Source organism: Noviherbaspirillum sp., assembly GCF_035944575.1.
Taxonomy (GTDB): Bacteria; Pseudomonadota; Gammaproteobacteria; order Burkholderiales; family Burkholderiaceae_D; genus Noviherbaspirillum.
Genome location: NZ_DASZBA010000116.1, coordinates 1 through 26256, shown reverse-complemented (window position 1 = coordinate 26256; position 26256 = coordinate 1). Strand labels below are relative to the sequence as shown.

The following is a 26256-nucleotide window of genomic DNA, read 5'->3' as shown; positions in this document are numbered from 1 at the left end:
GCCGGGGCCTGGCACGGAGACCTCAATGCCATATGTCGTAACCGACGCATGCATCAAGTGCAAATTCATGGAATGTGTGGAGGTTTGCCCGACCCACGCCTTCCATGAAGGCCCCAATATCGTCGTCATCAATCCGTCCGACTGCGCCAATTGCGCGCTCTGCGAGATGGTTTGCCCGGTCGCCGCCATCGTGTCCCGCGCCGGCTTGCCGCAAGCGCTTGCCGACTATGCGGAACTGAACAGGCGGCTGGCAAGCCAATGGCCGAAAATCACGGCCAAAGGTGTCGTGCCCCCTGATGCGCAGGAATGGGCCGACGTGGCGGACAAGGGACGCTTCCTCGAAGGCGCATGATCCGGCCGGCAGGCGACCGGACGGACATCGTCTTTTACTGCCCTGCTACCAGAATCCCGCGCTCCCGCGCATTCGCCGCTCTCGCAACGTCATAGCAGATCACCTTCGCCACCTTGTCGGCCGTCTCTTCGTCGTACAGCTTCGCCAGCACATGCAAAGCGGTATCGATGCAAAGGCTGACACCGCCTCCTGTCACCTGGCTTCCCAGATCGACGATTCCGGCACGGTTCAGCCTGACATTGGGAAAGCGCTCCCTGAACACCTCAAAGGGGTCAACCTCCCCATCCGCATAGCTGGCCTTCGTTGTCGCCTCTTTTCCATCCAGCAGGCCGGTGGCCGCGAAAATCATCGCCCCGGTGCAGACGGAAGCAGTGAGCGTTTCACGGTGCGCACCGATAAAATCCAACGCCTTCCGATTACTTACCTGCTTGGGCCAGCCCGGACCGCCACAGATGATGAGCGCATCGATCGGCGGACTGCTCGAGAAACTGTGATGAGCTTTGACCACGAGGCCATTGGCGAGAAGGACATCACCGCCATTCTCGCTGACGAGGAACATTTCAAGGTCCGGGATGACGCGCTTTGCCATCGAGAAAGTCCCGAAAATGGCGATCTCGATAGGCTCCACGCCCTCGTAAACAAAAATTCCGATTTTTTTCATGGTCATTCTCACCGATTTGATATAGAGTTTCCTAATACGAAACCCATACTAATCCGGATGCGAATAAAAATCAAAGCTGTTCGATTGTGATTCGGCGCTTTGAAAGCTCACCATTTACCGCTCAAGCGAAGGTGGTTGAGACACTGCCCATGCGAGCAGCACCTGCACGCTGACGCCCAGTTTTACAAGACGAGACTATTTGCCTAACCAGCGTTTCACTTTTGTTTCAAAGACTCATGCAGTAATCACCTACAAGGAGAGTCGTCATGAAAGTCGTGAATCAGGGCCGTCGGAATGCAGTGAAAATGGGGTTGGCCGCAAGCGCCGGCATCGTGGGCGCACCCATGGTTGCAAAGGCGCAGACGCCTATCAAGCTCAAGCTGCAAAGCACATGGCCTCAAAAATCGATCTTCCATGAGTTCTGCGCTGACTTCGCCCGGTACACCGACAAACTGTCGGCCGGAAAGCTGAAATTCGAAGTGCTTGCCTCCGGAGCGGTCGTTCCCGCGCTGCAGGTCATGGACGGCGTGAGCACCCGTGTTATCGATGCGGGACATGGCGTACCCGGCTTTTGGTTCGGAAAAAACCCTGCATTCGGCTTGTATGGCGCCGGCCCCAGCTTTGCAATGGACTCTAACCAAATGCTGGGATGGATCGAATACGGCGGCGGCGCCGCGCTCTACGAGGAGTTGCTCGAAACGGCACGCCTGGATGTCGTCAGCATTCTTCATGGCCCGGTTCCGGTGGAGCCGCTCGGCTGGTTCAGAACTCCCGTCAATACCGTTGCCGATCTCAAGGGAATGAAGTTCAGAACTTCAGGACTCGCGGTGGAGCTGTTCGAAGAGATGGGAATGGCGCCGACCCAGATGGCGCCCGGCGATATCGTGCCGGCGCTCGATCGCGGCGTGCTCGATGCGGCTGAATTCGCCAACGCGACGGATGACCGCATGATGGGCTTTTCGGACGTCACCAAGAACTATTATCAGCAGAGCTATCACATGGCGAATAACATATTCGACCTGATGATCAACAAGAAGGTCTACGCCGGTCTGCCGGAAGAGCTCAAAATGACGCTCAAGTATGCGGCGATGGTCACGAATTCCGACATTTCCTGGAAGTCCATGGATCGGATGTCGACTGACCTGCTTGAGCTGATGCGAACCAAAAACGTTCAGGTCCGGAAAACCCCGGCAGTGATTCTTGAAGCACAGCTGCAGGCGTGGGAAAAGGTCATTGAACGGCACTCCGCGAGGAATCCGTTGTTCAAGAAGATCGTGGATTCCCAGAAAGCCTGGGCCAACCGAGTCGTCTGGTGGCAGGACACCACCGTTATGCCCACGTCCTACGCTTACCGGCATTACTACGGCAAACGGCAACCCAGCAAGTAACGGTGACGGGCAGGCGAAAAATGCACTGCATGGCGACGGTGAATATCCAGTGGCGGCTACAAGGTACGTGGAGAACCTGTGTGGTGTAGCGCACGTAGGCCGCCGAATTGCGGCTTCGATATCGGACATCGTGGCTAAATGCGTTCTGGCTCGCCGGAACGGAACGGCCCATGACTATTCAGCCTTCGGCGCCATTCATGTCGATGACTATTGCAATGGACATGAATGGCGCAGCCTTCCATCTGCAGAGATCAAAGGCGCGCGTTGGTGGTACGTCAGTTCAAGCCAATAGAAGCCGAGCAGAAACCTATCAAGGCATGCCTGCCCTGACCCGCTTCTGGATGTACCGAGGCTATTTCGCCATGCTTTCCCTGGCGTGCGTCGATTCCGATCGAAGACCGTGGCGGTGCAGCTGCATATGGAGTAACGGGAATGGCTTTCCCGAAGAGTCGAGCTCTGATCGCCCTACGACGTCGAAGCCCATTCGCAGATAAAACCCGACTGCCTGCTCATTCTGCTCGTTCACATCGACCGTACGTGCTCCCAATGAGTACACCGCGTATTCAAGCAGCCGCCGTCCCAGCCCCTTCGCACGAACGACTGGATCCACGAAAAGAGCTTCGAGCTTTTCCCCGTCCACCCCGACAAATGCAACCAATTGTCCGGATATATCGCGGATACATGAAAGGCTCATTGCGCCAATCAGGCCGTCACGGACAAAAGGCTTGAAATATTGAATATCCGTTTCGGTCAGAAAACGGTGGGTCGCACGCACTGAAGCCTCCCACACTTCGACCAGTCGCAATCGATCACCTTCCTGGACAGGAAATATTTTTTCGTCGAGCTGCATAGTGTTAAACACGAGAATTCTGGAAACCGACATTGTCCAACAAATCAGGTACCCAATCCGATATGCGGCAGCAGGAATGCATCCCATGTAAATCCAGTCGATCAGCTCCTTCCACTCTGAAGAAAGCTTCATCCTGACGGGTTAATTTTTCGCGTTGAAAGCCTCATGATAAGAAACCCGGCCTTTGGGGACAACAGCGCAGAACGACATCGCCTGAAAGTATTCGGGCGGCACATCGGGCAGAACCAAGGCGGCCTCCGGCCTGAAGCCGAAGCGCGCATAACAGCGTGGATCCCCCAACAGGACACAACCGGCAGCACCCGTTCCCTGCAATTCCGCGACGGCTCTGCGCAATAGCTGGCTTCCAATTCCTCGCCCTTGCCATTCCGGTGTCACAGAAACCGGCCCTATCCCGTACCATCCATCCGTGCCATCCGAGATCGATACCGGCGACGCGGCGATATGCCCGATTACCCTGTCATTGTCCACAGCGACGAGCGAAAGCGCCAACGCCCCCTCACTCCAGCGGCACACCCATGGCGTTCCATGTACCGATAAAGATATCGAACGGAGACATTGCATGTGCTGACATTGCAATCTCCTTGAGGGCCGTCTGGAGTGGTCCAATACCTGAGCTATGCCACGACGCGGCGCCGGCCAGGATGCATTGTCAGGCCGCCTGGCCACGATGTCGTGTTGCGGCAGTCCTCGTGCGTGTAGTAGCCCTGGTGTACGACCACTCAATCAATTCCAGCAGGTAATCCACAGGGACTGCGCTGACATCCACGACGGTGACCCAGTGAAATCTGGCCATGTAACGCGCCGGCTTGATGCCTGGTACGCCGGTCAGTTCCAGGAAACGTTCGGGCGTGGTGCGAATGCTGAAGCGCCACTTTTCCGGCTCACTGGTCTTGAAGTAAGCGAACTTTTTACCGCCAGCGTAGTAGACAAGCACATTGCTGGGCGGCCCGAAAAGTTTGGAAGATGAGCCGGGGTAACGACCGCAAAGCGCTTTTACATCTGCAACATTCATTTGCTCTCCCTGAGTGGCCTGACGCGGCGTTAACCGACATTAACCGGCACATTGAAAGTGCATCGGCGTTGAATACCAAGCTAGCCAACGTCAATCGGTGGCTGGTTTCCGACGAACTCGACAGGATAGTCACTGCATTCTTCTTCGTCCGGAGCTTCCCATAACTTGCTTGCCATCTCGAAAATATGATCTGGCACCACCATGGCAAAGGTTGCACCTTTCTCTATATTCCGGCGGCGCACGCGCTCGCGCCGTACCTCGAGCGGTGCATCCAGTACGTGCAACTGAAGCTCGACACCTTCTTCCTGTACCTGCTGGCAGAACCTGTTCCTGGCGTGTCGCTCGATCAAGCCAAGCTCAAGTATCACATCGCCCCCTGAAGACAGGATTCGCCGACTGTGATTCCAGATCAAGCCAAGCAATCGCTCCTTCCTTTCGATGTACCAGGAAGGTACAAATTCATCGGGTCGATCAGGACTGAAGAGGACGACGAACCAATCGTCCAGGGCAATATGAATGCCCTGAATGCGCTTCGCCAGAATAGAGGCATAGGTCGACTTTCCTGCGCCGACGGGCCCTTCTATTAAATAAACTTTCGGCATACGATGAAATTGGACACTTGGTTGAGATGTCTGATATCTGGATTACGTCGTGCCACGAAGTGGTCCCGACGTGGACGAATCATTAAATGTAGCTGCATCACGTGCACGATAAAAATTCATTCTCCAGTTGGTTTCCCAGTTAACGCCACCATCGGCCGAAAACGCCTGTTCCCATCGTGGGTGATCAGGATCCCCGGTGTACCAAAGAAAGCGGATCCGGACCGGAGCAGCGTTGAGAACGCCATCGGCGTAGAAAGTCCCGATGCCGTCTTCAAACGCGCCCACGACCGGCACATCGATTTGGCCAGGCTGCCTTGAATCGAGCCACCAGATTGACCATTGCCCATTGCCTGGATTAAACGAGCGAAGTGCGATGGCGCGATAAGGGCCCTCCGGCAAATGGAGCAGATTGTCTTCCACGTTACCAAAGCCTCCGAGTATCGGCTGCGTTGACATTTCGCCGTCGAATTCAACCCATTCAGTGCAACCTACAAGCCGTTCCCGAAGTCGTCGATGTCGTACATGCCAATCACCAACTGCGAAACTGAAATCGGAAGGAGTGCCTGCTGCTGGTCCAAGTGCCATGTTGTTGTTCCTTGTATGAATGGTGGAGATGACGGCGCCAAAAGGACAGTAAAACGGCGAAGCCGCGGAACGCTGCTATGTGCCTGAGTCGATCCGCCTGTTCGGCTTCGCATGCACAAAGCAGGGCTGCAGGTTGCCCTCTCCTTCCTTGACCAGTCATCGCCGACGGCATCGTGCGCGATGCGGCGAAATCATGCCGGCGAAAAGGTCGTGAGGGCGTCGTCGCGAGTGTGAGCAGATGCTTGCCTTGTTATGTCTATGCGCATTCTTAGTTTTAACGCTGAGTTCAACGGCGCCGTATGGCGTCGGTGTGCAACGATAAGTTATGCTTTTTCAGCCATCGTGCAACTACGAAATAAAGCAAAGCACCGATCATTCCACTGTAAAGACAGACCTTATGCAGGACCTCTACGGAAATGAAGCTCAAGAACGGGTTAACCCTCAAAAATGGAGCAAAGGGTTCTAGATCGGAATGCATCAGGCTATCAAGCAATACGTGACTGTACGCTCCTATAAATGCGCTGAAGACTGTAACAGGCCAACTGATTGGCAAAAAATGTGCCGCTCCAATAATGCGAAGACCGAATTCAGCTGCGTATTTTCCGGTTACCGCAGACACTGCTCCTATTAAGGTTGCGCCGATGTAGGTATGAGTGAATCCGTGAAGATGTCCCTCTCCGCTCAGTAGAACGATCAAGGGCTGGATATCCATGATCACCTGGGCCCATCCGAAAACCATAAGCGAAAAACTCCCCTGAAGCACTGCTTTCAGCAGGATGCCTGGGCCCATATGGAATGGAGTAAATGGCACTCGCCTATACCTTATGCATAACGCCGAGCTGACCTGCGCGGCGCGCCAGAGTCCAGCGATGAGTTAAAAAGAATTTTGGCATTGAACTACTTCCTTACCAATACGCTGCAGCCTGTATTCGAGCGTCTTCCCGCTCCGATAAAAATCGCGTTGATTACGAACAAACCACAATAATTCCATATTTCAAAGATGGATTTGTCCGCGCCAAATTGCACCAATACGCCTACTAAAAACTTCCAGCGAAAACGAATACAACTTTGCAAAAAAGAGTGGCGAATTGCAAAGGAATCGGCAGCCTGAAGAGTAACGTAATAATTGACGTCGCACGCGAAGTCATTGGCAGCAATGTAGTTGTCGAGGTTAACACAGAATCAAAGCTCTCTATCGGTGCTTGTAGAGACTGAATCACGCATAACGCAGCAAATGCCAACTCGTGCGATTGCCATGCTTGCCTCCGTCGGTTGCGATGCCCGCGCATCTCAACTTCAGGAGTATCTACCTTCACGGGTGGAGGGAGTCCATGTCATTGGCTAAGCTGCCGTAGCGTGTCAGTTTGAGTGAGGGGTTAGGCCTCCCTCGCGGGACGCTCCTATCGCATAGAGTTCAGTCCGAACATGTTCCCTTCCGTATCTATGCACACGGTCACCCAGCCAAATTGACCAATGGAGAACTTGGGACGCAGGACCGTGCCGCCAGCTGCCGCTACCCGTGCTTGTTCCACGGCGCAGTCACTCACACTGAAGTAGACCATGGTGCCGCCGGGTCCCGGTCGGGCATGGGGAGACTTGACGAGCGCGCCGGCTGCGCCGTACGCGTTCATGTTGGCGGAGAACCCTCGCATCAAAGTCTCTCCAGTTGGATCGCCAATCGGTTCCAGCAAATGCTGGAACACGGCCTCGTAGAAGGCCGAAGCCCGGTCCATGTCGTCCACATACAAGTCGAACCAGCCAATCGCGTTCGCCCTATCCATCGCAAGCTCCTTAGTCGTGGGTAAAGGTGTGAGACTAGCGAGTTTACGCAGTTCAGTCTTGTATAGATCAGACGCCGAAGCGCTTTCGGTACCGCGCTGGCGTATAGCCGATGGCTTGCCGAAACGCATGTGTGAAGTGGGCCTGATCGGCGTACAGGTCGAGGTAGTGCGTTCGGAAGGACTGCTGCACACGCAGCACTTTGAGTAAGTCGTGCGGAGCAAATCCGGTGAGCCGCTTGAGCGTGCGCTGCAGCTGCCGGGGGGATAGGCCAAGCAGTGCCGCCATATCGGCCACGGATCGAATTGCGTCTAGGTTCGACAGGATGGTCGCAGTGACTGCGTTCGCACGGATGTGGCCATCCGCCATGCACCATCGCACGAACTCTGAGAGCACCTGCGCCATGGCTGCGAACTCAAGACCCACGAGAAGCTGGTTAGTCTGTATCAACGGCAACGCGCCTCGATAGGACGTGCCGACATACCGATTCAACAATTCGTTCCGATCCCCCTGCCAGACACCAGGATAGAGCTGAATCCCGACGTAGTGGAACGACTTTCCAAGGTTGAGCGTAATGGCCTCGGTATGAAGCGCTGTAATCCCGGCGATCGTAGTGTCAGCCAAGTTAAACAGGAGGTTCACGCATGCATCGGGCAGCGCGTGATACTGGAAGTCCTCAGACAGTATGGCAAGCGTCCGTAGTTCCCAAAAACAGTGGACTACGTCGGATAGCTCGTCGGGCGGTGGAAGCTCCGTGTAACGCACGGCCGAACCACGCACCGAAAATCCATCTTGAGTTGGGGAGTACATGAGTTGTTGATTCGGGTCAGCAGTGCGACGAACGGTAGATTGGCAAGCGATGCTCTGTTGGCAAGGCCTAGCGTGAAAAATAACCTGCGGCGAAGCCGTCTGTGTTCATTGGCATGTTAGACGTCCTCCGCTAGATTTACGAGTTTTTGCAAGGCCGAAACGGCCGGCAAAACGCTTGGATGTGTCCTAACTCATTCAGTACCAATATATTGAGCTACAGTCGCCCATTCAGAACTTCATCTATTCTGTCGCATTTCGCGGCCTGAATTAGGTCGTGCGACTGGTGCAGGACTTCCTCACTGTCCTTGGCCTCAGGCTCTCCTGCCTCGTTACTCCATACTTTCTGTATAGCAGACGTAAGCTTGCCTGCCGCAGTCTCAATCTCGCTTCGCGTCTTCGCCATGACGTTTAACTTGAATTAGGATGAAAAAATTTCTGTCTAACCTGGCGACTTGTCCGTCTAACCTTGCACAAGAATTCAGCCGGAGGCCTTGCCAGTCTGACCTCCGGCGGTTCCCTGTCGATCCATACAGTACTAAATAACCGGGAAAAGCAACAGCCTTGGATGTTGCCACGCAGGAGTTATCAAAGCAATATCAAATGTATGAAGTGATTGGGTTTCAATCGTTGTCCGTCAGCGCATACCACCCGTCGAGGCAGCTATTCAAGGCGTCTCGCAAGTCGCCGTCCACGCCAAGACAGATGCAGTCGACGTGATCCTCGCAAACGACTGCCCGCTACCGTTAAAGATACTGCGCCAGCGTCACGTTCGTGATGCGCCTCAGGTGAAACTCGGCCGAGATGGTGTCGGCTGCCGCTTGCAACACGGACAGTACGTGTGTGCGGTTACGCTCCATCGCTTCGCCGATCATTACCATGCCCAGCCCTGCCGCCGGCATGTCGTCGCTTCCATACACAGGGACGGCACAGCCGCTGATCCCCTCGTATTGCTCCGAACAGGTCCACGCAATTCCGGAATTTCGGATGTCAACCAGCTCCGGATACAGGGTCGCGAAGCGCGTGTGGCTGCGCGGGGTGAGTTGCTGGTAGGGTTCGGGGCCGAACCATTCCCGCCAGGTTTCCTCACTTTCATGCGCCACCAGCAGCTTTGCCGTTGCCCGGGTATGCAACTGGATCGCCGCGCCGAACTTGACGACGTACCGGACCGCGCTTGCTTCACCATAGCGGTCGGCGTAGACCAGCGTTCGGGTGTGATGGTCGAGGTAGCCGATGGAAACGGCGGCTTCCAGTGCCCTGCTTACCTCGATAAGCGTAGTGCGCACCGATGTGCTGAGTGAACCGGAAAAGCTCATCTTCGACGCCAGCCGGAACGCACGTCCGCCGAGGATGTAAAGGCCCGCCTCGTCGCGCCGGATGACGCCCAGCACCGTCAATTCGCCGAGAAGATTCAGCAGGCTGGGCTTGGGGGCGGCCAGCCGGTTCGCCAGGGTCGCCAGGGACATCGGCTCGACCGCCAGCATTTCCATGATGCCGATCACCCGTGCGACCGACATCGGCCCGCCGCGTTTTGCCGCCTCCTGCGCCTCCACTGCAACGTCTGCTCCACCCACTGCAGTATCGTTTTGCCGCTTGGTCATAAAACACTCCGGATGCAAGGTTTGCGATATATCAAACTGCGCCGTGTCGGAAAACCTGCAGGAAACGGTTAGACTGACTTTATCTATATATGAATAGCGTTCATAAATGCGAACGCTGCCACAGCAGTTTAGTATCGGGGTCGCGGTGAAGCAAGGGTTCAATATTTACCGCCTTGACCATCGATGCCGGGAAGGCAAGGGTTTTCAGTGAAGGTCAACTAGGAACAGAAGGCGCCGTCTTCATGGATCTTGAAGAAGTCACCCAGCAAGCGTTCGGAACCGTGCCCGACTGCATCCGGCGTACGGCGCATGACGCGCCATCCCATACGGCATTGATTGAAGGACACAATCAGCTCGACTATGCCTCGCTGGATTCGCTGATGGATCGGGTAGCGGCTTCGCTGCATCGTAACGGCATTCGTCCGCAACAGGCCATAGCGATCTGCGCATCAACCTCGATTGCATACGCGGTTGTTTTCCTCGGCGCGCTGCGGGCGGGAGTCACCGTTGCTCCTCTGGCGCCCTCCCTCAAACCTGAAGAGCTGTGCACGATGATCGCGGACAGCGGCGCCCTGCTGGCCTTCATCGACGATGACGTGGAGCAGGCACTGGCAAGCGCAGGCCGCACACTGCCGATACCGCATATCCTGCTGGATGCGGACAAGTGTTCCGGCATACCGGATGGCTGGCTCGCCGCATACGGTGCGCCGGCTCCTCATACTGCAATTGCGCCGGACTGGCCGTTCAACATCATCTATTCATCGGGGACAACCGGGCGGCCCAAGGGCATCGTCCAGTCGCATGCGATGCGCTGGGGGCATGTGCAGCGCGCGGCACCGAAATATTTTCCTCAACCAGTCACCCTGCTTGCGACGCCGCTGTATTCCAATACCACGCTGGCGAGCTTCTTCCCTACCCTGGCGCTCGGCGGCACGGTCGTCCTGATGCGAAAGTTTGATGTTGCAGGCTATCTCGAGCTCGCCCAGAGCCATCGTGCGACTCATACCATGCTGGTGCCCGTCCAGTACCAGCGCATCATGGCCCACCCCGGTTTCGCGCAAGCCGACCTGACGTCGTTCCGGATGAAATACTGCACCAGCGCACCGTTCAGCGCCGCATTGAAGGCGGACATCCTGAAGCGCTGGCCGGGCGGACTGATCGAGATGTATGGCATGACAGAAGGCGGCGGGACCTGTCTGCTCGCAGCCCACGAATTTCCGCACAAGCTGCATACCGTCGGGCGCCCCGCACCGGGCACCGACATGCGCATCATCGATGAACAGGGCCGTGAAGCGCCGCCCGGGCAGGCAGGTGAAATCGTCGGCCGCTCGGCGACGATGATGACGGGCTATCACAACGATCCTGCCAGAACCGCCGAGGCCGAATGGCATGACAGCGAGGGACGGCGGTATATCCGTACCGGCGACATCGGCCGGTTTGATGAGGACGGCTTTCTGGTGCTCGTGGACCGCAAGAAGGATGTGGTCATTTCCGGCGGTTTCAACATTTATCCAAGCGACCTCGAAGCCGTGCTGCGGCAGCATGCCGACGTGAGCGAGGTGGCGGTGGTGGGCATGCCTTCCGACCGCTGGGGCGAGACGCCGGTGGCATTCATTGTGCGCAGGGACGGCAGCGATGCGAGCGCACAGGCCATGCTCGAGTGGGCGAACGCGCGGCTCGGCAAGATGCAGCGGCTGTCGGATCTGCGCTTCGTCGCGAGCCTGCCGCGCAGTCCCATCGGCAAGGTACTGAAGACCGATTTACGCCAACAGGCGATGCAGCAAATAGCGGACCGGGCGGCGTAGCCGCACCGGCCACGAGCAGGCGCCGCAATGACGGCGTCAACCTCACTCACAAGGAGGAGACATGGAAGACGTACTGCTGGAGTCGCTTGACGACGGTTTGCTGACGCTGGTGATGAACCGGCCGCAGGTGCGCAATGCATTGAGCCCCGAACTGAGCCAACGCCTGCTCGACGCCGTCCGGCGGGCCGAAACCGATCCCGCGGTCAGGGCGATTCTGCTCACGGGCGCGGGCAACGCCTTCTGCTCCGGCGGCGATGTCAAGGCGATGGCCGCCGGCGGGCAGACCGATACTTATGACCAGCGTGTACGCCACCTGCGGGCACGGATGGAAGTGTCGCGGCTCCTGCACCAGATGCCCAAGCCGACCATCGCGCTGCTGCGCGGTGCGGCCGCCGGCGCCGGCCTGTCGCTCGCACTCGCATGCGATATCCGCATTGCCACACCGGCGGCAAAACTTACGACGGCATTCGCCAAGGTGGGCCTGTCGGGAGACTTCGGCGGCACCTACTTTCTGCCGAAGATCGTTGGTGCTGCCAGGGCACGCGAGCTCTACATGCTGGGAGACATCCTTACCGGCGAACAGGCGCTAGCCATCGGCCTCGTCACGCGGGTCTTTCCGGACGAATCCATCGAGGAAGAAGCCAGACGGATCGCCATGTCCCTTGCATCGGGACCGACCGTGGCACTGGGCTACATCAAGGAAAATCTGAACCTGGCGGACCATGGCGACCTAGGCAGCGCCTTTGATGCGGAGGCGATGCGCCACATCCGCTGCGCCGGCACCGACGACCACAGGGAAGCGGCGCAAGCCTTCGTTGAAAAACGCACACCAGTTTTCAAGGGGAGATGATTATGGGCTACCTGCGACTGCGCCAGATATGCCTGGCGGCACCCGAGCTGGCACCGGCCGAGCGCATTTTTGAAACCGTGCTTGGCTTGTCGCCGTGTTATCGCGATCCGAATGTCGGGCGCTACGGCCTGGTGAACGTGCTTTACCCGGTCGGCACGGACTTCATCGAGATCGTTGCACCTACGCGGCCCGGCACCGCGGCAGGCCGCTTTCTGGAGCAGCGCGGCGGACGGGGAGGCTACATGGTGATCCTCGATTGCGATGACCCGCAGCGGCGCGCCGACCATGTCGAGACACTCGGCATCCGCGTCGCCAACCGGTTGCAGTATGAGGACTACACCGGCATGCAGCTGCATCCGCGCGATACCGGCGCCGCGATGATCGAGTTCAACCATACCCACGACGGCGAAGCGATCGACGGCCCCTACCATCCGGCCGGACCGGACTGGCAGCGTCACCGGCGCGACGACGTAACCAAACGCATGCTGTCGATCGACATCACGGCGCCCGATCCTGCGGCGTTTGCCGACAGATGGGCGCAGATCCTGGAACGGCCGCTGACCAGCGTGCCGGCACAGCCGCCGCAGATCGACCTGGATGGCGGCGCGATCCGCTTCGTTCCTGCCGATGACGGCGGTCAGTCATGGTTGTCCGCCATCACGCTGCAGGCCACCGATCCGCAACGGGTGCTGAGCGACGCAGCACAGGCAGGCTGCAAGACGGAAGGTGCGGGCTTCTGGCTGTGCGGCGTACGCATCTTACCGGTGGACGGCATGAAGGAAATAACCGGCGGCACACAACACAGCGCCTGAACCGGCGACGGCAGACGGATCGCGCCGGAAAGACGGAGACTACGCATGGGCTGGACACTGACACCGGAACAATCGATGCTGCGCGACAGCGCTGAGCGCTTCTTCCGCGAGCATTACACATTTGACATGCGCCGCGCCGCGCTCGGTGCGGCCACCGGCGTGGAAAGCAACACCTGGCGGCAATTCGCGGAGTTCGGCTGGCTGGCGGCACCGTTTTCCGAAGCGGACGGCGGCATCGGCGGCGGCCCGGTGGAGGCGGCGATCATGATGGAAGCGATCGGCCGCAGCCTCGTGCTGGAACCCTATCTGCCTGCAGTGATTCTCTGTGGCGGCCTGCTTGCCGCACTCGGCAGCGACGCGCAGAAAAAAGCCTGGCTGCAGCCACTGCAGGAAGGAACAAGCGTGCTCGCGCTGGCGTTCGTGGAGCCGCAATCCCGTTACGACCTCAACGATTGCATGAGCACCGCACGGGAGCACGACGGCGGCTATCTGCTTAACGGCCACAAGACCGTGGTGCTGGGAGGCGCGCATGCGTCTGCCTATATCGTCGTTGCCCGCACCCTCGGCGGGCAGCGTTCGTCCGATGGACTTGGCCTGTTTATCGTGCCGCGTGCCAGCAAAGGCCTCGACATCATTGCCTATCCCACCATCGACGGGTCCAATGCGTGTGAACTGAGGTTGCAGGATGTCCGGGTCGGCCACGACGCCGTGCTGGGTAACCCGCAGGGAGCAGCCGTCGCACTCGAAAAGATCATCGATGCGGGCGCGACCGCCGTTGCGGCGGAGTCCCTCGGCGCCATGGCCGCCCTGCTCGACCTGACACTGGACTACCTCAGGACCCGCCAGCAGTTCGGCCGGCCGCTCGGCGCCAACCAGGCGCTGCAGCACCGGCTGGTGGACATGCATATCGCGCTGGAGGAAACCCGGGTCCTGGTGGCGAATGCCACCACCAGCCTGGAGACCGGCGACGCGGACAGCCGCTGCAAGGCAGTGTCCGCCGCCAAGATCCAGGCTGGGAAGGCCGGCCGCCTGATCGGCCAGGAAGCGGTGCAGATGCATGGTGCGATGGGGGTGACCGACGAATCGCCGGTCAGTCATTATTTCAAGCGCCTGACGGCGATCGACGTCTGCTTCGGCAATGCGTCCTGGCATGAACAGCGGTTCGCGCGGCTTGCACTCGATGCCGATACGCCGATCGGTCAACCGGCGTAAGCCCGAAAGGAACCAGCATGCAAATTTCGCTTTCCGTCGCCGACCAGGAATTCTGCAGTGAAGTGCGGGCGTTCATCGCCGCCAACCTCCCCGCCGATATCGCACAGAAGGTGGACCAGGACCAGATCCTGGTGAAGGATGACTACGTCCGTTGGCAGCAGATCCTCGGCAGGAAAGGCTGGCTTGCGTACACCTGGCCGGCCGAACTCGGCGGGCCTGGCTGGAGCGTGGTGCAGCAGTATCTGTTCGATGCCATTTGCGCGGAGATGAATTGTCCGCCCATCGTGCCATTCGGTACACGCATGGTGGGACCGGTAATCCAGGCATTCGGCACGCCGGAACAGAAGGAGCGATTTATCGGGCCGATCCTGCGATCCACGCAATGGTGGTGCCAGGGCTACTCCGAGCCGATGGCAGGGTCGGACCTCGCGGCGCTGAAGACGCGCGCAGATGACCAGGGCGATCATTATCTGGTCAACGGCCAGAAAATCTGGACTTCCTGGGCGCACTACGCCGACTGGATGTTTTGCCTGGTCCGCACCAGCCGCGAAGAACGCCCGCAGCAAGGCATCACCTTCCTGCTGATCGACATGAAATCCCCTGGCATCGAGGTCAGGCCGATCACCTCGCTCGACGGCACCCATTCGCTCAATGCCATCTTCTTCAACGACGTGCGCGTGGCCAAGGAAAATCGTGTGGGCGACGAAGGCCGGGGCTGGAGCTATGCGAAGTTCCTGCTGTCGCACGAACGGCTCGACAATGCGTCGGTCGGCTTTGCCAAGCGACTGCTGCGCAAACTGAAGAAGGTCGCCAGGTCACCCCTGCAAGGAACAGCGCCACTGATCGAGGACCCGGCGTTCCGGATGAAACTGGTTGACGTCGAAGTGCGGCTGCTTGCCCTTGATCTGCGGGTGCTGCAGATGCTGGAGGAGATGGCCGCCGGTGGCAAGCCCGGACCAGCGGTGTCGGGACTGAAGGTGCGCGGCACCGAACTCTGCCAGCGGCTGCTCGAACTGCTCATGGAGGCATCCGGCTACTACGCCCTGCCCTATCAGAAGCCGCTCATTCTCGGCATTGGCGGCGAAGAACCGGTCGGGCCGGATTTCGCGGCGACCGCCGCGGCGCGCTACCTGAACCGGCGCGCGATGTCGATCTTCGGCGGCACCACGGAAGTACAGAAGAACATCATGGCGAAGGCCGTGCTCGGCCTGGGCTAGAAAATCACGACAGAAGACGATTGATCGTCCACAGAGACGAGACACTGCAACATCAATCCACCGAGGCTGACAAAGGAGACAACCATGAAGCCGATAGCCACACTCATGCTGTGCGGCGCCTTGAGCGCCCTCTGCGCCACTGCCGGCGCGCAAACCGGCGACGCCGCCAACTATCCCGACAAGCCGGTGCGTATCGTCGTGCCGTTCGCGCCCGGCGGCGCTTCCGACACCATCACTCGCAAGATCGCCGACAAACTTGCCCCCCGGCTCAAGCAATCCGTGATCGTCGATAACCGTGCCGGCGGCAATACGATCATTGCCAGCGAGCACGTGGCAAGGGGGCCGAAGGACGGCTATACCATTTACTCCACGAACACCACCATCTTCCAGGTGCCGATGGTGTATCCGAATGCGCGTTACGACGAAGAAAAGGACTTCAGACCGCTGGCGCAATGCTGCACGGCGCCGCTGGCGCTGGTCGTACGCACCGACAGCCCGATCAAAAACGTCAAGGAATTCATCGAGCAGATGAAGGGGCGGCAGAGCAATTACGGCACCGCAGGCGCCGGCGGTACCCAGCACATCCTCAGTGAAGCGTTCAAGCGCTCCGCCGGCCTGGACGCCGTTCACATTCCCTACAAGGGCGAGGCGCCGCTGATGTCCGATTTTCTCGGCGGCCGCATCGACTGGTACATCGCCACGCCGATCACGATCTCGCCGCACGTCAAGACCGGCAAGGTACGCGTACTGGCGGTCACCGGACCGGACCGCATTCCCCTCTTTCCCGACGTCCCCACCTTCAAGGAACAGGGTGTAGCCAAACTGGAGGCCGTCGGCTGGTATGGGCTGTTTGTGCCGACAGGGACACCCGGCCCCATCGTCGACCGGTTGAGCAAGGAACTGGTGGCGGTGCTGCAGCAGCCGGACATCACGCAGTACATCAACGAAAACGGCCTTGTCCCCGCCGTGCTCGGGACGGAGGAATTCGCGAAGACGCTGCCGCCGCTGCGGGAGACGTTCCGCAGCCTGATCAAGGAAAACAATATCAAGATCGATTAAAAAGCACCCGACGGAGAAGATTCATGGAATACAAGGAGCTGCTGTACGACACGCGCGAGCATGTCGCCACACTGACGCTGAACCGTCCCGCCAGCCTGAATGCCTGGACCCCGACCATGGATAGCGAGGTGCGCGCCGCGCTGCAGCGGGCGGCCGGGGACGAGTCGGTGCATGTCATCGTCATCACAGGTTCCGGTCGCGGATTTTGCGCCGGGGCGGACATGAAGCTCATCCAGGGCATCACGCAGGGTGCCACGCCGCAGCGATCGGCGGAAGCGTCATCCCCGGAGGCCGACGACGGCATCGACGCCAATTTCCGGCAGCGTTTCAGCACCATGCTGCGCATTCCGAAGCCCATCATCGCCGCGATCAACGGGCCGGTCGCAGGCATCGGCCTGTGCCTGACCCTGTTCTGCGACATCCGGTACATGGCGGAAGGCGCGAAGCTGACGACCGCCTTCGCCCGGCGCGGGCTGATCGCCGAACACGGCATCTCGTGGATGCTGCCGAAACTCATCGGCACCATGCATGCGCTCGACCTCCTGTACTCGGCCCGGCCGGTCGAAGCGAGCGAGGCGGCGCAGATGGGCCTCGTGAAGCTTCTGCCGGCGGATGGCTTCGCCGAGGCGGTGCACCGCGCTGCGGCGGAACTCGCCAATCTGTCATCGCCGCGTTCGATGGGCGTCATCAAGCGGCAGGTGTACGAAGGGCTGTTCCAGGACCTGGCGCAAGCGTGGCAAGCCGCCGACGAGGCGATGCACGCGTCGTTCCAGTCGGAAGATTTCAAGGAAGGCGTCGCCCATTTCGTGGAAAAGCGGGCACCACGGTTTACCGGACGGTAACGAACCTGCGCTGGCATGGTGTGCGGGACACCCCACAGACCAGGGCGGCATGCAGGTTTGCGTATTTCTACATCGCACCCAGTCAAGCCAGGTGCGTCTGCACCAGCCAGGCAAATCCAAGGAACAATGCCGGCGTGCCGAATATCGCCAGTACGCCGCTGATCACCAGAAGCCTCTTCTTTCGCAACCGGTCATCGGCGGAATTTCCCCCTGTCGCCTTTCCGTTCCATCCAGGGCGGAAGACGAACCAGACGAGCAGCTGGTACCACATCATCCATGTGACGGCGATGGCCGCAAGGAGTGTCGCCACTTTCAATTTGTCAGCCCCCTATGTCGTGGTGCGATGCGTCGTCACTCAAACTTGCCATGGCGGATTTCAAACCCCGGTGAGGATCGCAAAAAGCTTCTGCGTGTCTACCGGCTTGACCAAATGATGATCGAAACCCGCCATCCGCGCACGTTCCCGATCGCTTTCCTGTCCGTATCCCGTGACTGCGACGAGCGTACATTTGGCGGTTTCGGCCTGCTTCCGCAGTCGTTCCGCCAGAGCATTGCCGTCCATTCCCGGAAGTCCGATGTCGATCAGGCAGAGATCCAGCGCCTCTTTCCGCGCGATTGCCAGCGCCTGCAGGGAGTCATGTTCGATCAGCACGTGGTGGCCGGACGCTTTAAGCAGCATTCCAAGCATCGTGGCGGCGTCTTTATTGTCATCGACGACCAATATCTTCAAGGGACGGTGTAATTCTTGTTGATCCTGGTCGCCCAACCGCTGGGCTGCGCGATCATCAGGTTCGACGAGGCGGGGAAGACTGATGGCAAACCGGCTTCCCTTGCCTAGCCCGGCGCTTTCGCACGAGACGGTTCCGCCATGCAGCTCAACCAGGTTCTTTACGATCGCCAGGCCGATACCCAGCCCGCCAGTGGAACGATCGGGCGTACGTTCAGCCTGAGAAAACAGGTCAAACGCGCGATTGACCAGATCCGACCGCATCCCGATTCCGTTATCCACGACCTCGATGGACACGAAAGAACCATTTACATTCAGCCCGATTGCGAGTTCGCCACCATCGGGGGTGTACTTTGCTGCGTTATTCAACAGATTCGCCATGATCTGCACCAGGCGCTTGCCGTCCCCGGTAACAATCGCCGCGTCCGGTGACAAATGCAGCGTCAGATGATGCCGTTTCGCGTCGATCAGCGGCCTCACCTGCTCCACCGCATCGGTCACGACGTACCGCATATCCACCGGAGCTTTATCAAGGGTGACCAGACCACTGGTGACCCTTGATACGTCCAGCAGATCGTTGATCAGATGCGTCATGTGTCGCACCTGCCGCCCGATGACGCGGCTTGTCTGCTGTACGTGTGCTTCATCAAGCTTTGCCGCCTGCAACAGATCGGCGGCGGCACCGATGGGGGCAAGCGGATTGCGCAATTCGTGGGCAAGCATGGCAAGAAACTCGTCCTTGCGCTTTGCTTCTCTTCGCAGCGATTCTTCTGCCCTCCGGCGCGAGGTGATGTCCCGGAAAAAGATTGCCAATTCGTCGTTCAGCGCCGGAGAAACCCGAACTTCCATCCAGCGCGTTTGTCCATCTGGCAATTTATATGGATATTCGGTCGAACCGGCAATGTGCTTTTCCTTTCCCGCGCGGCACAGGGCCTCGATCTCCGTACCCAATGTTTCGGGAAAGGCTTCCCAGTGGTTGCGCCCCACCACGGTCTCTTCGGTGCGATGGAGAAGTTTCAATCCGGCCGCGTTCATTCGCACGATGGTCCAGTCCCGGTCAATCAGGCCGAAGCCTTCGGTCATGCTGTCGAAAATGTAGCGACTCTGATCGCGTTCGGTGCGCAGCTCCGCCTGCGCACGTGCGGCATCGACTTCCAGCCAGGTTCTTTCGGCCATATCCCGGGCAAGATCGATCTCCTCGGACGTCCATCGATACGGTTGATCACGGTGGAAGGCGAGAACGAGGCGTAACCGGTCGAGTTTGACGAGCGGAACAAGCAATTCGGCACGCACGCCGATTCCGCTGTATGCGTCGGCATACCGGGCGGTGTGCGGGTGCAAAGTGATGTCTTCATTGATGATCACCTGCCCTGCGCCGAGTGCTGCTATCAACTCGGGCCCGAAATCGTTCATGACCTTGGTCAGGCCAGCCAAACTCGGCACGCCGTCACCGGTCCAATCGCGCCGCATGAAAACATATTGGCCCGATTCATCGACTTCGCCATACACCACGCGGGAAACGCCCAGCCTGCGTCCGAGCAATTCACATGCGGTCGCGATAATGTCCTCGGGTGAGTTCGCCGTGCGCAAGCTGTCGGACAGTTCGAGCGAGAACTCGCCGCGCGCTGCATTCAGATGAAACATGATCAGGTCCGCAAAGAGCCTGAACATCTTGATGATTTCCGGGCGGTTCAGTTTTGCAGGCTTGGGATCGATGGAACACAGGGTTCCGAAGAATCGCCCATCAGGATAGAAAATGGGCATCGAAATGTAACTCTGAAAACCATACATCGCTGGGGTGGGGTGAAGGCAATAGGCCGCGTCTTCCTCTACATGGTCAATGACGACCGCCTGCCCGCTTCCGCGAATTTCATTACAGATGGTGGTTTCGAGCTTCAGCTCTTCACCAACCTTGAGGCCAAAATTGATTTCATCCCGGACGGCGCAGGCAACCCACCGATCTTCAGTCACTCTTGCAACTGCAGCAAAGCCCATGCCGGTGGTCCGGCAAACCACTTCGAGAATCGAAGGTACGGCATCGATGCGTGACACGGCTGCCACATCAGCTTCAATCTTGTTTTCCATGTAAGGTCTGACTCAAAGAAGTCCTCACTGCCAATTTCAGCGCGTTCTCTGAATCGATGAAGCAATCGCGGAGTGGCTCAGGGCTGAGACAAATAGTTTGGAACCGGATAAGAAGGTCAACGTCGCGCTTTGTCGAATAACCCCTGTGTTCCGATTCCGGAGTTTATCGGATTTGGGTTGGACGTTCCATGTTCGGGACGGCCCCCCAAACGGAATATTTCTGCGAAACAACAAGGGAAATCAATGACTTTCATGAAATGCAATGCTCACAATGGGACTGCCTGGGCCACCTTTTTGTTGATATCTGCTTGCCGCCTACCTGTCGACCTTCGAAACTGTTGCGTCGGAAACATGGAAAAAGTCTTGTAGTCGCCAAGTGCCGTACAACGCTGCAGTCGATGATTCGCACGAAGCGGGTGACGGCAGAGCGGAATACCACCCGCGGATACGCCGCAATTTCACCCCGTTTTCCGGTTGAGAATCTTGTAGAGATAGGATCGCGATATACCCAGGCTTTCCGCGGCGTGCTTCTTGTTGCCGCCATGTTTCGCAATCGCCTCCAGCACGGCCCTGCGTTCGACGTCGAGCAGCGTTGACGAAGCGTCTTCGTTGGCCGCCTCTCTTGCCTGCTGCACCTCGCCCGGAATGCCAACCGGTACGGAAGATGGACCGTCATACTCCTGGCCGGCATCTTCGCGCGTGAAATCCTTCACGCGCAAGACTTTGCCGTCACAGAAGACCAATGCTTCCTCGACTTTCTGCCGGAGCTGCCTGACGTTTCCCGGCCACGGGCGTCCGGCCAGATAACGGGCAAGATCCGGTGCAATCGCGGGGATGGGAATCCTGTTCCGCTCGCAAAATCCGCAAACGAAGTGGATCAGCAGTTCGGGAATATCCTCGAAGCGCTGCTGCAATGCCGGCACGCGCAGTACGACGCCGCTCAACCGGTAATAGAGGTCGAGACGGAAGCGGCCTGCTTCGATCAGCTCCTGGAAATTGTGGTGTGTCGCTGAAATGATTCTGAAGTCGACCCGGCGTGACGTGCGCCCCCCGAGCCGCTCGACCATATGGTCTTCAAGCACCCGCAAGAGCTTCACCTGTACTTCCATCGGTATATCGGCGACTTCATCGAGGAAAAGCGTGCCTCCCTCCGCCTGCTCCAGTTTGCCGACCTGCCCTTCGCGCTTGCCACCGGTGAAGGTTCCGGGCGCATAGCCGAACAACTCGGACTCCAGCAAGGTCGATGGCAGCGCGGCGAGATTCAGGCTCACCAGCGGCTTGCCCGCATTGTGCGCGGACGCGTGGATCGCATGGGCAACGAGTTCCTTGCCGGTGCCGCTTTCCCCCAAAATCAGCACCGGCACATCAAGTCTCGCCACGGTTTCGATCTCGCGCTTCAAGCGTTGCATGCGGGCGCTGCTGCCGATGAGCATCGCCGCCGGCGACGCCTTCGCGCGCAATTCCTCCAGTTCGCGCCGGTATTGCTCCATCTTCTCCTGCACCTGGCTCAAACGCTGCTGCATTTGCGTCAGGGCTTCCGGTCCCTTGAACAGAATTTGCCCGATCGCGCCGACCACCTCCTTGCCCTCGGTGATCGGGATGCGGTTCACGACCCGCGTAACCCCGTGCATATCCTGAAGCTGGCCGATCTCCGCTTTGCCGGTCGCGGCCACGATGCCAAGCCTGGAATTCGGAATGGCTTCGGTGGCGGCCATGCCATAGCCCTGCCCCCGTTTCAGGCCGAGAAACCGTTCATGCACCGGGCTGATGAAACGGATCTTTCCTTCCTTGTCGGCGACGGTGATCGCCTGGTACGGATTGGTGATGAAATAGTTCAGGATGGATGAGGCAAACGGCACCGTTCCGATGAAATCAAACAGCGGCAGTTCATGCTTGCTGTCACGCAGGATCACCATCTGATGGGCGTTATCGTGCACGCACAGGCCGATGTACTGCTGCTCTCCCCTAGGGGCGCTTCCCGGTACTGCGACCTGAAACACCATGCCTTCCATTTCATGCTTGTCGGGAAGTGCCTGGCATGCGGCAACGGTGGCTGCGCATACTTCCGGGTCGGCTGCGGCGCCGAACGCTGCCAGCACCGTGCCCGACCTGTCGCAGACCAGGGCGCCCAGCGCCGTCTTCGGTGTCTCCAATAACGACATATTGTCTCTCCTGTGGACACTCTTCGGTGTCTCCATCGCGAACAGTTCTCCCTGATACAAAAACAAATCCAATAAAAACAATGGGGTAGGCAACTGGCATGCAGGTTGCAACATGTTCACTGTCTCCATGATGGTAGCAAGGAACGGAAATGATGTCTTGGCAGCCCGAAATCGATGAACTTGCTTACCGGAAAAAATTGGCGGCTGCATTGGGCGGCCCCGAAAAAGTCACCCGTCACAAGGCAGCAGGCAAACTGACGGTCAGGGAACGCATCGACGCCTGTGCCGACCCGGACTCCTTTCAGGAGGTCGGCGCATTGACCGGATGGGGACAGTACGACGCACACGGCAAGCTCATCGCCGTGGTCCCGGCCAACCTCGTGATGGGCCGTGCGCGCATGGCAGGCCGGCCGGTGGTACTGGTCGGCGACGACTTCACCGTGCGCGGAGGCGCCAATGACGGCGCCGTCGGCGACAAGCTGATTCATGCGGAGAAGATGGCACACGACTTGCGCCTGCCGATGATCAGGCTGGTCGATGGAACCGGTGGCGGCGGCTCGGTCCGCAACATCGAGACCAAGGGCTATACGCTCATTCCGACGATGAAGGTATGGCAGCACGTCGTCGAAAACATGTCGGTGATTCCCGTCGTCTCGCTCGCGCTCGGTTCCGTGGCCGGCATGGGTGCGGCGCGGGTCGCGGCAAGTCATTATTCCGTCATGGTCAAGGGCTCGGCTCAATTGTTCAATGCCGGCCCGCCCGTGGTGGCACGCACCGGCCAGATCGTGGAAAAAAATGAACTGGGCGGCAGCCATATCCATACCCGCAATGGCGTTGTCGATGACGAAGTCGAGAGCGAGCATGAAGCATTCGAGCGGGCAAGCCGCTTCCTGTCCTACCTGCCTTCGTCGGTCTTCGAATTGCCGCCGCGCTCGCAGCCGACGGACGATGCCGGCCGGCGCGATGAATGGCTGCTCGCCGCGATACCGCGAGACAGCCGGACCGTGTACAAGATCAGGCCGATCGTCGAGACGCTCGTCGACAAGGACTCGTTCTTCGAAATGGGCCGCCAGTGGGGCAAGGCGATCGTGACCGGCTTCGCGCGTATCGACGGATGGCCGGTGGCGGTCGTCGCCAGTGACCCCTACTTTTATGGCGGCTGCTGGGATGCGGGTACGGCGGAAAAATTCACGCGCTTCATCGATCTGGCGGAAGTGTTCCACCTGCCGGTGGTCAATCTGGTCGACGTCGCCGGTTTCCAGATCGGACTGGACGCGGAGAAGGCAGGGACGATGCGCTACGGCGTGCGTGCACTGGCCGCCGTCTACCAGGCATCGGTTCCCTGGTGTTCGATCATCCTGCGCCGCGCCTACGGCGTGGCCGCCGCCGGGCACCAGCATATGGGCCGGTTCAATTTTCGGTATGCATGGCCGTCGGCGAACTGGGGCTCCCTGCCCATCGAAGGCGGCCTGGAGGTCGCATACAAGGCAGAGATCGAAGGCGCTGACGACCCGGTGCAAAAACGTGCCGAAATCGAGCAGCGGGTACGCAGCCTGACCTCGCCGTTTCGCAGCGCCGAGGCATTCGTGATCGAGGACATCATCGATCCGCGCGACACCCGCCGCATATTGTGCGAGTTCGCCAATCTTGCCGCCCCGCTGCGGCAGGCTGGCATGCGGCAATTCGGCATCCGTCCATGAACACCATAGCGCTGACCACCCCATGCAACTGACCTTGCCTTCGAGCCGCCCGCGGCGCGTACTGATTGCCAACAGGGGCGCGGTGGCCGCGCGCATCCTGCGCGCGCTGCGGACGATGAACATTGAATCGGTCGTGGTGTATTCCGACGCCGACAGCGATCTTCCCTATCTCAAGGATGCGGACCATGCGGTGCACATCGGGCCGGCGCCTGCGAGGCTCAGTTATCTCAACCAGGAGCGGCTGCTTCAAGCCGCGCTGGAGAGCGGCGCCGATGCCGTCCATCCCGGTTATGGTTTTCTGTCCGAGAACGCCGGATTTGCGGACTTGGTGACCGCCGCCGGTCTCAATTTCATCGGCCCGTCTCCACGATGGATCCGTGCACTGGGTCATAAGACGCAGGCACGCGCATTGATGGCGGGCTGCGGAATGCCGCAGGCGCCGAGTTCACCCGTCCTGCCCGACGCCCCGGAACAGGTCGCCGCCGCCGCCCGAGCAATCAGTTTCCCGGTGCTGGTCAAGCCGGCCGGGGGCGGCGGTGGAATCGGCATGCTGCCGGCCCATGACGAAGCCGAACTTGCCGCCGCCTGGACGAAGGCGCGTTCGATATCGCAAAAAAGTTTTGCGACCGCCGAGTTGTACCTGGAAAAACTCATCAGCACACCCCGTCATATCGAGTTTCAGGTGCTGGCCGACCGGCACGGCGGGGTCAGAATTCTTTTCGAGAGGGATTGCTCGGTACAGCGCCGCCACCAGAAAGTGATTGAAGAGGCGCGCGCGCCGGGGATCGACGGGGCTGCCCTTGAACGCATGTCCAGTCTCCTTGCCGATCTGCTCGCAAGGCTGGGGTACGACGTCATCGGCACGGTCGAAATGCTGTACACCGAGCAGACCGGCTTTGTGTTCCTCGAGATGAATACCCGCTTGCAGGTAGAACACGCGGTCACGGAGGAAGTCACCGGCATCGACATCGTCGCATCGCAGATCCGGCTGGCAAGCGGAGAACGCATCGGCGACGTGCTGCCCGATCCGGTCGCCGCGCGCGGCCATGCAATCGAAGCACGCATCTACGCCGAAGATCCGGTGCGTTTCCTTCCTTCCGCCGGCCGCCTGGAATCGTTCGTGCTGCCCAGCGGGCCAGGCGTGCGGATTGAAACCGGATATCGGCAGGGGTCGGTCGTCACGCCGCATTACGACCCGATGATTGCAAAACTGATCGCGTCCGCGGACGATCGTCCCCAGGCGATCCGCCGCCTGCGCGAGGCACTGTCCGCCTGCGATATCCAGGGCATCAAAACCAACATTCCGTTCATCCTGAAGGTGCTCGGCAGCGAGGACTTCAACGACGGACGCATCGACACGGGCTTGACGCAGCGATTGCTCGCCCGTACCGCAGAGCACCGGGAGCCCGCATGAAGATCATCAATGTCGACAACCCGGACTTGGGATGCACTGCCTACTTCGGCATCGATGTTCCATTCATGCGCCACATCGGCCTGCTGCCGGAACGGCTGGAACCCGGCCTTGCACGCACCCGGCTGCCATTGCAGCAAGAGTTGCTTAACAGCCGTGGGGATGTGCATGGAGGAACGTTGATGAGTGCCCTCGACTTCACCCTGAGCGCCGCCGCCCGCTCGCATGATCCGCTGGCAACCGGCGTGATTACCGTCGAGATGTCCACCCACTTTCTCGGGGCCGCACGCACCGACCTGGTGTTTGAGGCCAGCACCATCCGGCGTGGATCGCGCATCGTGTTTTGCGAAGGCGAAGCGCGGGATGCACAAGGCAATGCGGTGTGCGTAGCCAGAGCCACATTCAAGCTCGTCCATGTGGGCAGCCACCCGGCAACCGGCGAACCCTCCGGGAATCCGCAGACGCAAACCACTTTACCCTGATCGAAAGAAATGTATTGATGTCTTCCCATACCCTCACATTCGTCCCAGCTTTCCATCGCCCTATGGGCGCAAATACGGCAAACAGCAGTGATGCCTGGCCGGTGGAGCAAGTGATGGCATTGTTCGACATGCCGTTCAACGATCTGCTGTTTCGTGCCCAGCAGGTGCACCGCCAGCACTTCGACCCGAGCGAGGTGGAACTGGCCACGCTGCTGTCGATCAAGACCGGCGGCT

At 59.2% G+C, this 26256-nt stretch carries 24 protein-coding genes and 2 pseudogenes; 13 read left to right on the top strand and 13 right to left on the bottom strand.

Features of this window, described 5'->3' with window-relative positions; genetic code table 11:
- The first annotated feature begins 25 nt into the window (after window positions 1-25).
- A complete protein-coding gene (locus VGU61_RS07520) occupies window positions 26-352 on the top strand; it encodes a ferredoxin family protein (RefSeq protein ID WP_326858491.1) in 327 nt (108 codons plus the stop codon).
- Between the two features lie 34 nt (window positions 353-386).
- Here the strand turns inward: VGU61_RS07520 and VGU61_RS07515 are convergent, their stop codons facing one another.
- Window positions 387-1013, bottom strand: coding sequence for a DJ-1/PfpI family protein (locus VGU61_RS07515; RefSeq protein ID WP_326858490.1), 627 nt, complete (start codon window positions 1011-1013; stop codon window positions 387-389).
- A 266-nt stretch (window positions 1014-1279) separates the two neighbouring features.
- Here VGU61_RS07515 and VGU61_RS07510 point away from each other — a divergent pair, with 266 nt between their 5' ends.
- Window positions 1280-2401, top strand: coding sequence for a TRAP transporter substrate-binding protein (locus VGU61_RS07510; protein WP_326858489.1), 1122 nt, complete (start codon window positions 1280-1282; stop codon window positions 2399-2401).
- 352 nt (window positions 2402-2753) lie between these two features.
- On the opposite strand, the gene VGU61_RS07505 is transcribed toward VGU61_RS07510, so the two are convergent.
- The 9 genes and pseudogenes from VGU61_RS07505 to VGU61_RS07465 all read right to left on the bottom strand — a co-directional run bounded on the left by VGU61_RS07505 (window position 2754) and on the right by VGU61_RS07465 (window position 9658).
- The gene (locus tag VGU61_RS07505) at window positions 2754-3251 is read right to left on the bottom strand and encodes a GNAT family N-acetyltransferase (RefSeq protein ID WP_326858488.1); all 498 of its coding nucleotides are present in this window, start codon (window positions 3249-3251) and stop codon (window positions 2754-2756) included.
- A 141-nt stretch (window positions 3252-3392) separates the two neighbouring features.
- Complete coding sequence (locus VGU61_RS07500) at window positions 3393-3761, bottom strand: N-acetyltransferase (RefSeq protein ID WP_326858487.1); 369 nt, start codon at window positions 3759-3761, stop codon at window positions 3393-3395.
- A 160-nt stretch (window positions 3762-3921) separates the two neighbouring features.
- The gene (locus VGU61_RS07495) at window positions 3922-4284 is read right to left on the bottom strand and encodes an MmcQ/YjbR family DNA-binding protein (protein WP_326858486.1); all 363 of its coding nucleotides are present in this window, start codon (window positions 4282-4284) and stop codon (window positions 3922-3924) included.
- A gap of 80 nt (window positions 4285-4364) precedes the next feature.
- Window positions 4365-4910: pseudogene (locus tag VGU61_RS07490) on the bottom strand (AAA family ATPase); the annotation flags it as partial.
- An 18-nt stretch (window positions 4911-4928) separates the two neighbouring features.
- Window positions 4929-5471, bottom strand: coding sequence for a DUF1579 domain-containing protein (locus tag VGU61_RS07485; protein WP_326858485.1), 543 nt, complete (start codon window positions 5469-5471; stop codon window positions 4929-4931).
- A 286-nt stretch (window positions 5472-5757) separates the two neighbouring features.
- Complete coding sequence (locus VGU61_RS07480; RefSeq protein WP_326858484.1) at window positions 5758-6261, bottom strand: hypothetical protein; 504 nt, start codon at window positions 6259-6261, stop codon at window positions 5758-5760.
- Window positions 6262-6871: 610 nt separating this feature from the next.
- Window positions 6872-7252: a VOC family protein gene (locus tag VGU61_RS07475; protein ID WP_326858483.1), complete on the bottom strand. Its 381-nt coding sequence runs from the start codon at window positions 7250-7252 to the stop codon at window positions 6872-6874.
- Between the two features lie 67 nt (window positions 7253-7319).
- Window positions 7320-8060, bottom strand: a complete 741-nt coding sequence (locus VGU61_RS07470) for an AraC family transcriptional regulator (RefSeq protein ID WP_326858482.1) — start codon at window positions 8058-8060, stop codon at window positions 7320-7322.
- Window positions 8061-8803: 743 nt separating this feature from the next.
- A complete protein-coding gene (locus tag VGU61_RS07465) occupies window positions 8804-9658 on the bottom strand; it encodes an IclR family transcriptional regulator (RefSeq protein ID WP_326858481.1) in 855 nt (284 codons plus the stop codon).
- A gap of 242 nt (window positions 9659-9900) precedes the next feature.
- On the opposite strand from VGU61_RS07465, the gene VGU61_RS07460 reads away from it, so the two are divergent.
- The 7 genes from VGU61_RS07460 to VGU61_RS07430 all read left to right on the top strand — a co-directional run bounded on the left by VGU61_RS07460 (window position 9901) and on the right by VGU61_RS07430 (window position 17455).
- A complete protein-coding gene (locus VGU61_RS07460) occupies window positions 9901-11463 on the top strand; it encodes a class I adenylate-forming enzyme family protein (protein ID WP_326858480.1) in 1563 nt (520 codons plus the stop codon).
- Between the two features lie 61 nt (window positions 11464-11524).
- Window positions 11525-12313 carry an enoyl-CoA hydratase gene (locus tag VGU61_RS07455; protein WP_326858479.1) on the top strand — a complete coding sequence of 263 codons (789 nt, stop codon included), beginning with the start codon at window positions 11525-11527 and terminating at the stop codon, window positions 12311-12313.
- Window positions 12314-12315: 2 nt separating this feature from the next.
- Entirely contained in the window at window positions 12316-13125 is an 810-nt protein-coding gene (locus VGU61_RS07450; RefSeq protein ID WP_326858478.1) for a VOC family protein, read from the top strand.
- 45 nt (window positions 13126-13170) lie between these two features.
- A complete protein-coding gene (locus tag VGU61_RS07445) occupies window positions 13171-14337 on the top strand; it encodes an acyl-CoA dehydrogenase (RefSeq protein WP_326858477.1) in 1167 nt (388 codons plus the stop codon).
- 17 nt (window positions 14338-14354) lie between these two features.
- Entirely contained in the window at window positions 14355-15554 is a 1200-nt protein-coding gene (locus VGU61_RS07440) for an acyl-CoA dehydrogenase family protein (protein WP_326858476.1), read from the top strand.
- Window positions 15555-15638: 84 nt separating this feature from the next.
- Window positions 15639-16613 carry a tripartite tricarboxylate transporter substrate binding protein gene (locus VGU61_RS07435; RefSeq protein WP_326858475.1) on the top strand — a complete coding sequence of 325 codons (975 nt, stop codon included), beginning with the start codon at window positions 15639-15641 and terminating at the stop codon, window positions 16611-16613.
- Between the two features lie 23 nt (window positions 16614-16636).
- On the top strand, window positions 16637-17455 hold the full coding sequence (locus VGU61_RS07430) for an enoyl-CoA hydratase (protein WP_326858474.1): 819 nt from the start codon (window positions 16637-16639) through the stop codon (window positions 17453-17455).
- 82 nt (window positions 17456-17537) lie between these two features.
- On the opposite strand, the gene VGU61_RS07425 is transcribed toward VGU61_RS07430, so the two are convergent.
- The 3 genes from VGU61_RS07425 to VGU61_RS07415 form a co-directional block, all read right to left on the bottom strand.
- Complete coding sequence (locus VGU61_RS07425) at window positions 17538-17765, bottom strand: hypothetical protein (protein WP_326858473.1); 228 nt, start codon at window positions 17763-17765, stop codon at window positions 17538-17540.
- Window positions 17766-17831: 66 nt separating this feature from the next.
- Window positions 17832-20267, bottom strand: coding sequence for an ATP-binding protein (locus VGU61_RS07420; RefSeq protein WP_326858472.1), 2436 nt, complete (start codon window positions 20265-20267; stop codon window positions 17832-17834).
- 458 nt (window positions 20268-20725) lie between these two features.
- Window positions 20726-22429 carry a sigma-54 interaction domain-containing protein gene (locus tag VGU61_RS07415; RefSeq protein WP_326858471.1) on the bottom strand — a complete coding sequence of 568 codons (1704 nt, stop codon included), beginning with the start codon at window positions 22427-22429 and terminating at the stop codon, window positions 20726-20728.
- Window positions 22430-22581: 152 nt separating this feature from the next.
- On the opposite strand from VGU61_RS07415, the gene VGU61_RS07410 reads away from it, so the two are divergent.
- The 4 genes and pseudogenes from VGU61_RS07410 to VGU61_RS07395 all read left to right on the top strand — a co-directional run.
- Window positions 22582-24129, top strand: coding sequence for an acyl-CoA carboxylase subunit beta (locus tag VGU61_RS07410; protein ID WP_326858470.1), 1548 nt, complete (start codon window positions 22582-22584; stop codon window positions 24127-24129).
- Window positions 24130-24151: 22 nt separating this feature from the next.
- Complete coding sequence (locus tag VGU61_RS07405) at window positions 24152-25543, top strand: acetyl-CoA carboxylase biotin carboxylase subunit (RefSeq protein WP_326858469.1); 1392 nt, start codon at window positions 24152-24154, stop codon at window positions 25541-25543.
- Window positions 25540-26022, top strand: coding sequence for a PaaI family thioesterase (locus VGU61_RS07400; RefSeq protein ID WP_326858468.1), 483 nt, complete (start codon window positions 25540-25542; stop codon window positions 26020-26022). The genes VGU61_RS07405 and VGU61_RS07400 overlap by 4 nt, the downstream gene beginning before the upstream one ends.
- Before the next feature lie 62 nt (window positions 26023-26084).
- Window positions 26085-26256, top strand: a pseudogene (locus tag VGU61_RS07395) (biotin synthase BioB); the annotation flags it as partial.

What these genes read in the sequence shown, in the direction of transcription:
- VGU61_RS07520 (WP_326858491.1), top strand. Translation starts at nt 26, where the DNA reads ATGCCATATGTCGTAACCGACGCATGCATCAAGTGCAAATTCATGGAA.
- VGU61_RS07515 (WP_326858490.1), bottom strand. Translation starts at nt 1,013, where the DNA reads ATGAAAAAAATCGGAATTTTTGTTTACGAGGGCGTGGAGCCTATCGAG.
- VGU61_RS07510 (WP_326858489.1), top strand. Translation starts at nt 1,280, where the DNA reads ATGAAAGTCGTGAATCAGGGCCGTCGGAATGCAGTGAAAATGGGGTTG.
- VGU61_RS07505 (WP_326858488.1), bottom strand. Translation starts at nt 3,251, where the DNA reads ATGCAGCTCGACGAAAAAATATTTCCTGTCCAGGAAGGTGATCGATTG.
- VGU61_RS07495 (WP_326858486.1), bottom strand. Translation starts at nt 4,284, where the DNA reads ATGAATGTTGCAGATGTAAAAGCGCTTTGCGGTCGTTACCCCGGCTCA.
- VGU61_RS07485 (WP_326858485.1), bottom strand. Translation starts at nt 5,471, where the DNA reads ATGGCACTTGGACCAGCAGCAGGCACTCCTTCCGATTTCAGTTTCGCA.
- VGU61_RS07480 (WP_326858484.1), bottom strand. Translation starts at nt 6,261, where the DNA reads ATGGGCCCAGGCATCCTGCTGAAAGCAGTGCTTCAGGGGAGTTTTTCG.
- VGU61_RS07475 (WP_326858483.1), bottom strand. Translation starts at nt 7,252, where the DNA reads ATGGATAGGGCGAACGCGATTGGCTGGTTCGACTTGTATGTGGACGAC.
- VGU61_RS07470 (WP_326858482.1), bottom strand. Translation starts at nt 8,060, where the DNA reads ATGTACTCCCCAACTCAAGATGGATTTTCGGTGCGTGGTTCGGCCGTG.
- VGU61_RS07465 (WP_326858481.1), bottom strand. Translation starts at nt 9,658, where the DNA reads ATGACCAAGCGGCAAAACGATACTGCAGTGGGTGGAGCAGACGTTGCA.
- VGU61_RS07460 (WP_326858480.1), top strand. Translation starts at nt 9,901, where the DNA reads ATGGATCTTGAAGAAGTCACCCAGCAAGCGTTCGGAACCGTGCCCGAC.
- VGU61_RS07455 (WP_326858479.1), top strand. Translation starts at nt 11,525, where the DNA reads ATGGAAGACGTACTGCTGGAGTCGCTTGACGACGGTTTGCTGACGCTG.
- VGU61_RS07450 (WP_326858478.1), top strand. Translation starts at nt 12,316, where the DNA reads ATGGGCTACCTGCGACTGCGCCAGATATGCCTGGCGGCACCCGAGCTG.
- VGU61_RS07445 (WP_326858477.1), top strand. Translation starts at nt 13,171, where the DNA reads ATGGGCTGGACACTGACACCGGAACAATCGATGCTGCGCGACAGCGCT.
- VGU61_RS07440 (WP_326858476.1), top strand. Translation starts at nt 14,355, where the DNA reads ATGCAAATTTCGCTTTCCGTCGCCGACCAGGAATTCTGCAGTGAAGTG.
- VGU61_RS07435 (WP_326858475.1), top strand. Translation starts at nt 15,639, where the DNA reads ATGAAGCCGATAGCCACACTCATGCTGTGCGGCGCCTTGAGCGCCCTC.
- VGU61_RS07430 (WP_326858474.1), top strand. Translation starts at nt 16,637, where the DNA reads ATGGAATACAAGGAGCTGCTGTACGACACGCGCGAGCATGTCGCCACA.
- VGU61_RS07420 (WP_326858472.1), bottom strand. Translation starts at nt 20,267, where the DNA reads ATGGAAAACAAGATTGAAGCTGATGTGGCAGCCGTGTCACGCATCGAT.
- VGU61_RS07415 (WP_326858471.1), bottom strand. Translation starts at nt 22,429, where the DNA reads ATGTCGTTATTGGAGACACCGAAGACGGCGCTGGGCGCCCTGGTCTGC.
- VGU61_RS07410 (WP_326858470.1), top strand. Translation starts at nt 22,582, where the DNA reads ATGTCTTGGCAGCCCGAAATCGATGAACTTGCTTACCGGAAAAAATTG.
- VGU61_RS07405 (WP_326858469.1), top strand. Translation starts at nt 24,152, where the DNA reads ATGCAACTGACCTTGCCTTCGAGCCGCCCGCGGCGCGTACTGATTGCC.
- VGU61_RS07400 (WP_326858468.1), top strand. Translation starts at nt 25,540, where the DNA reads ATGAAGATCATCAATGTCGACAACCCGGACTTGGGATGCACTGCCTAC.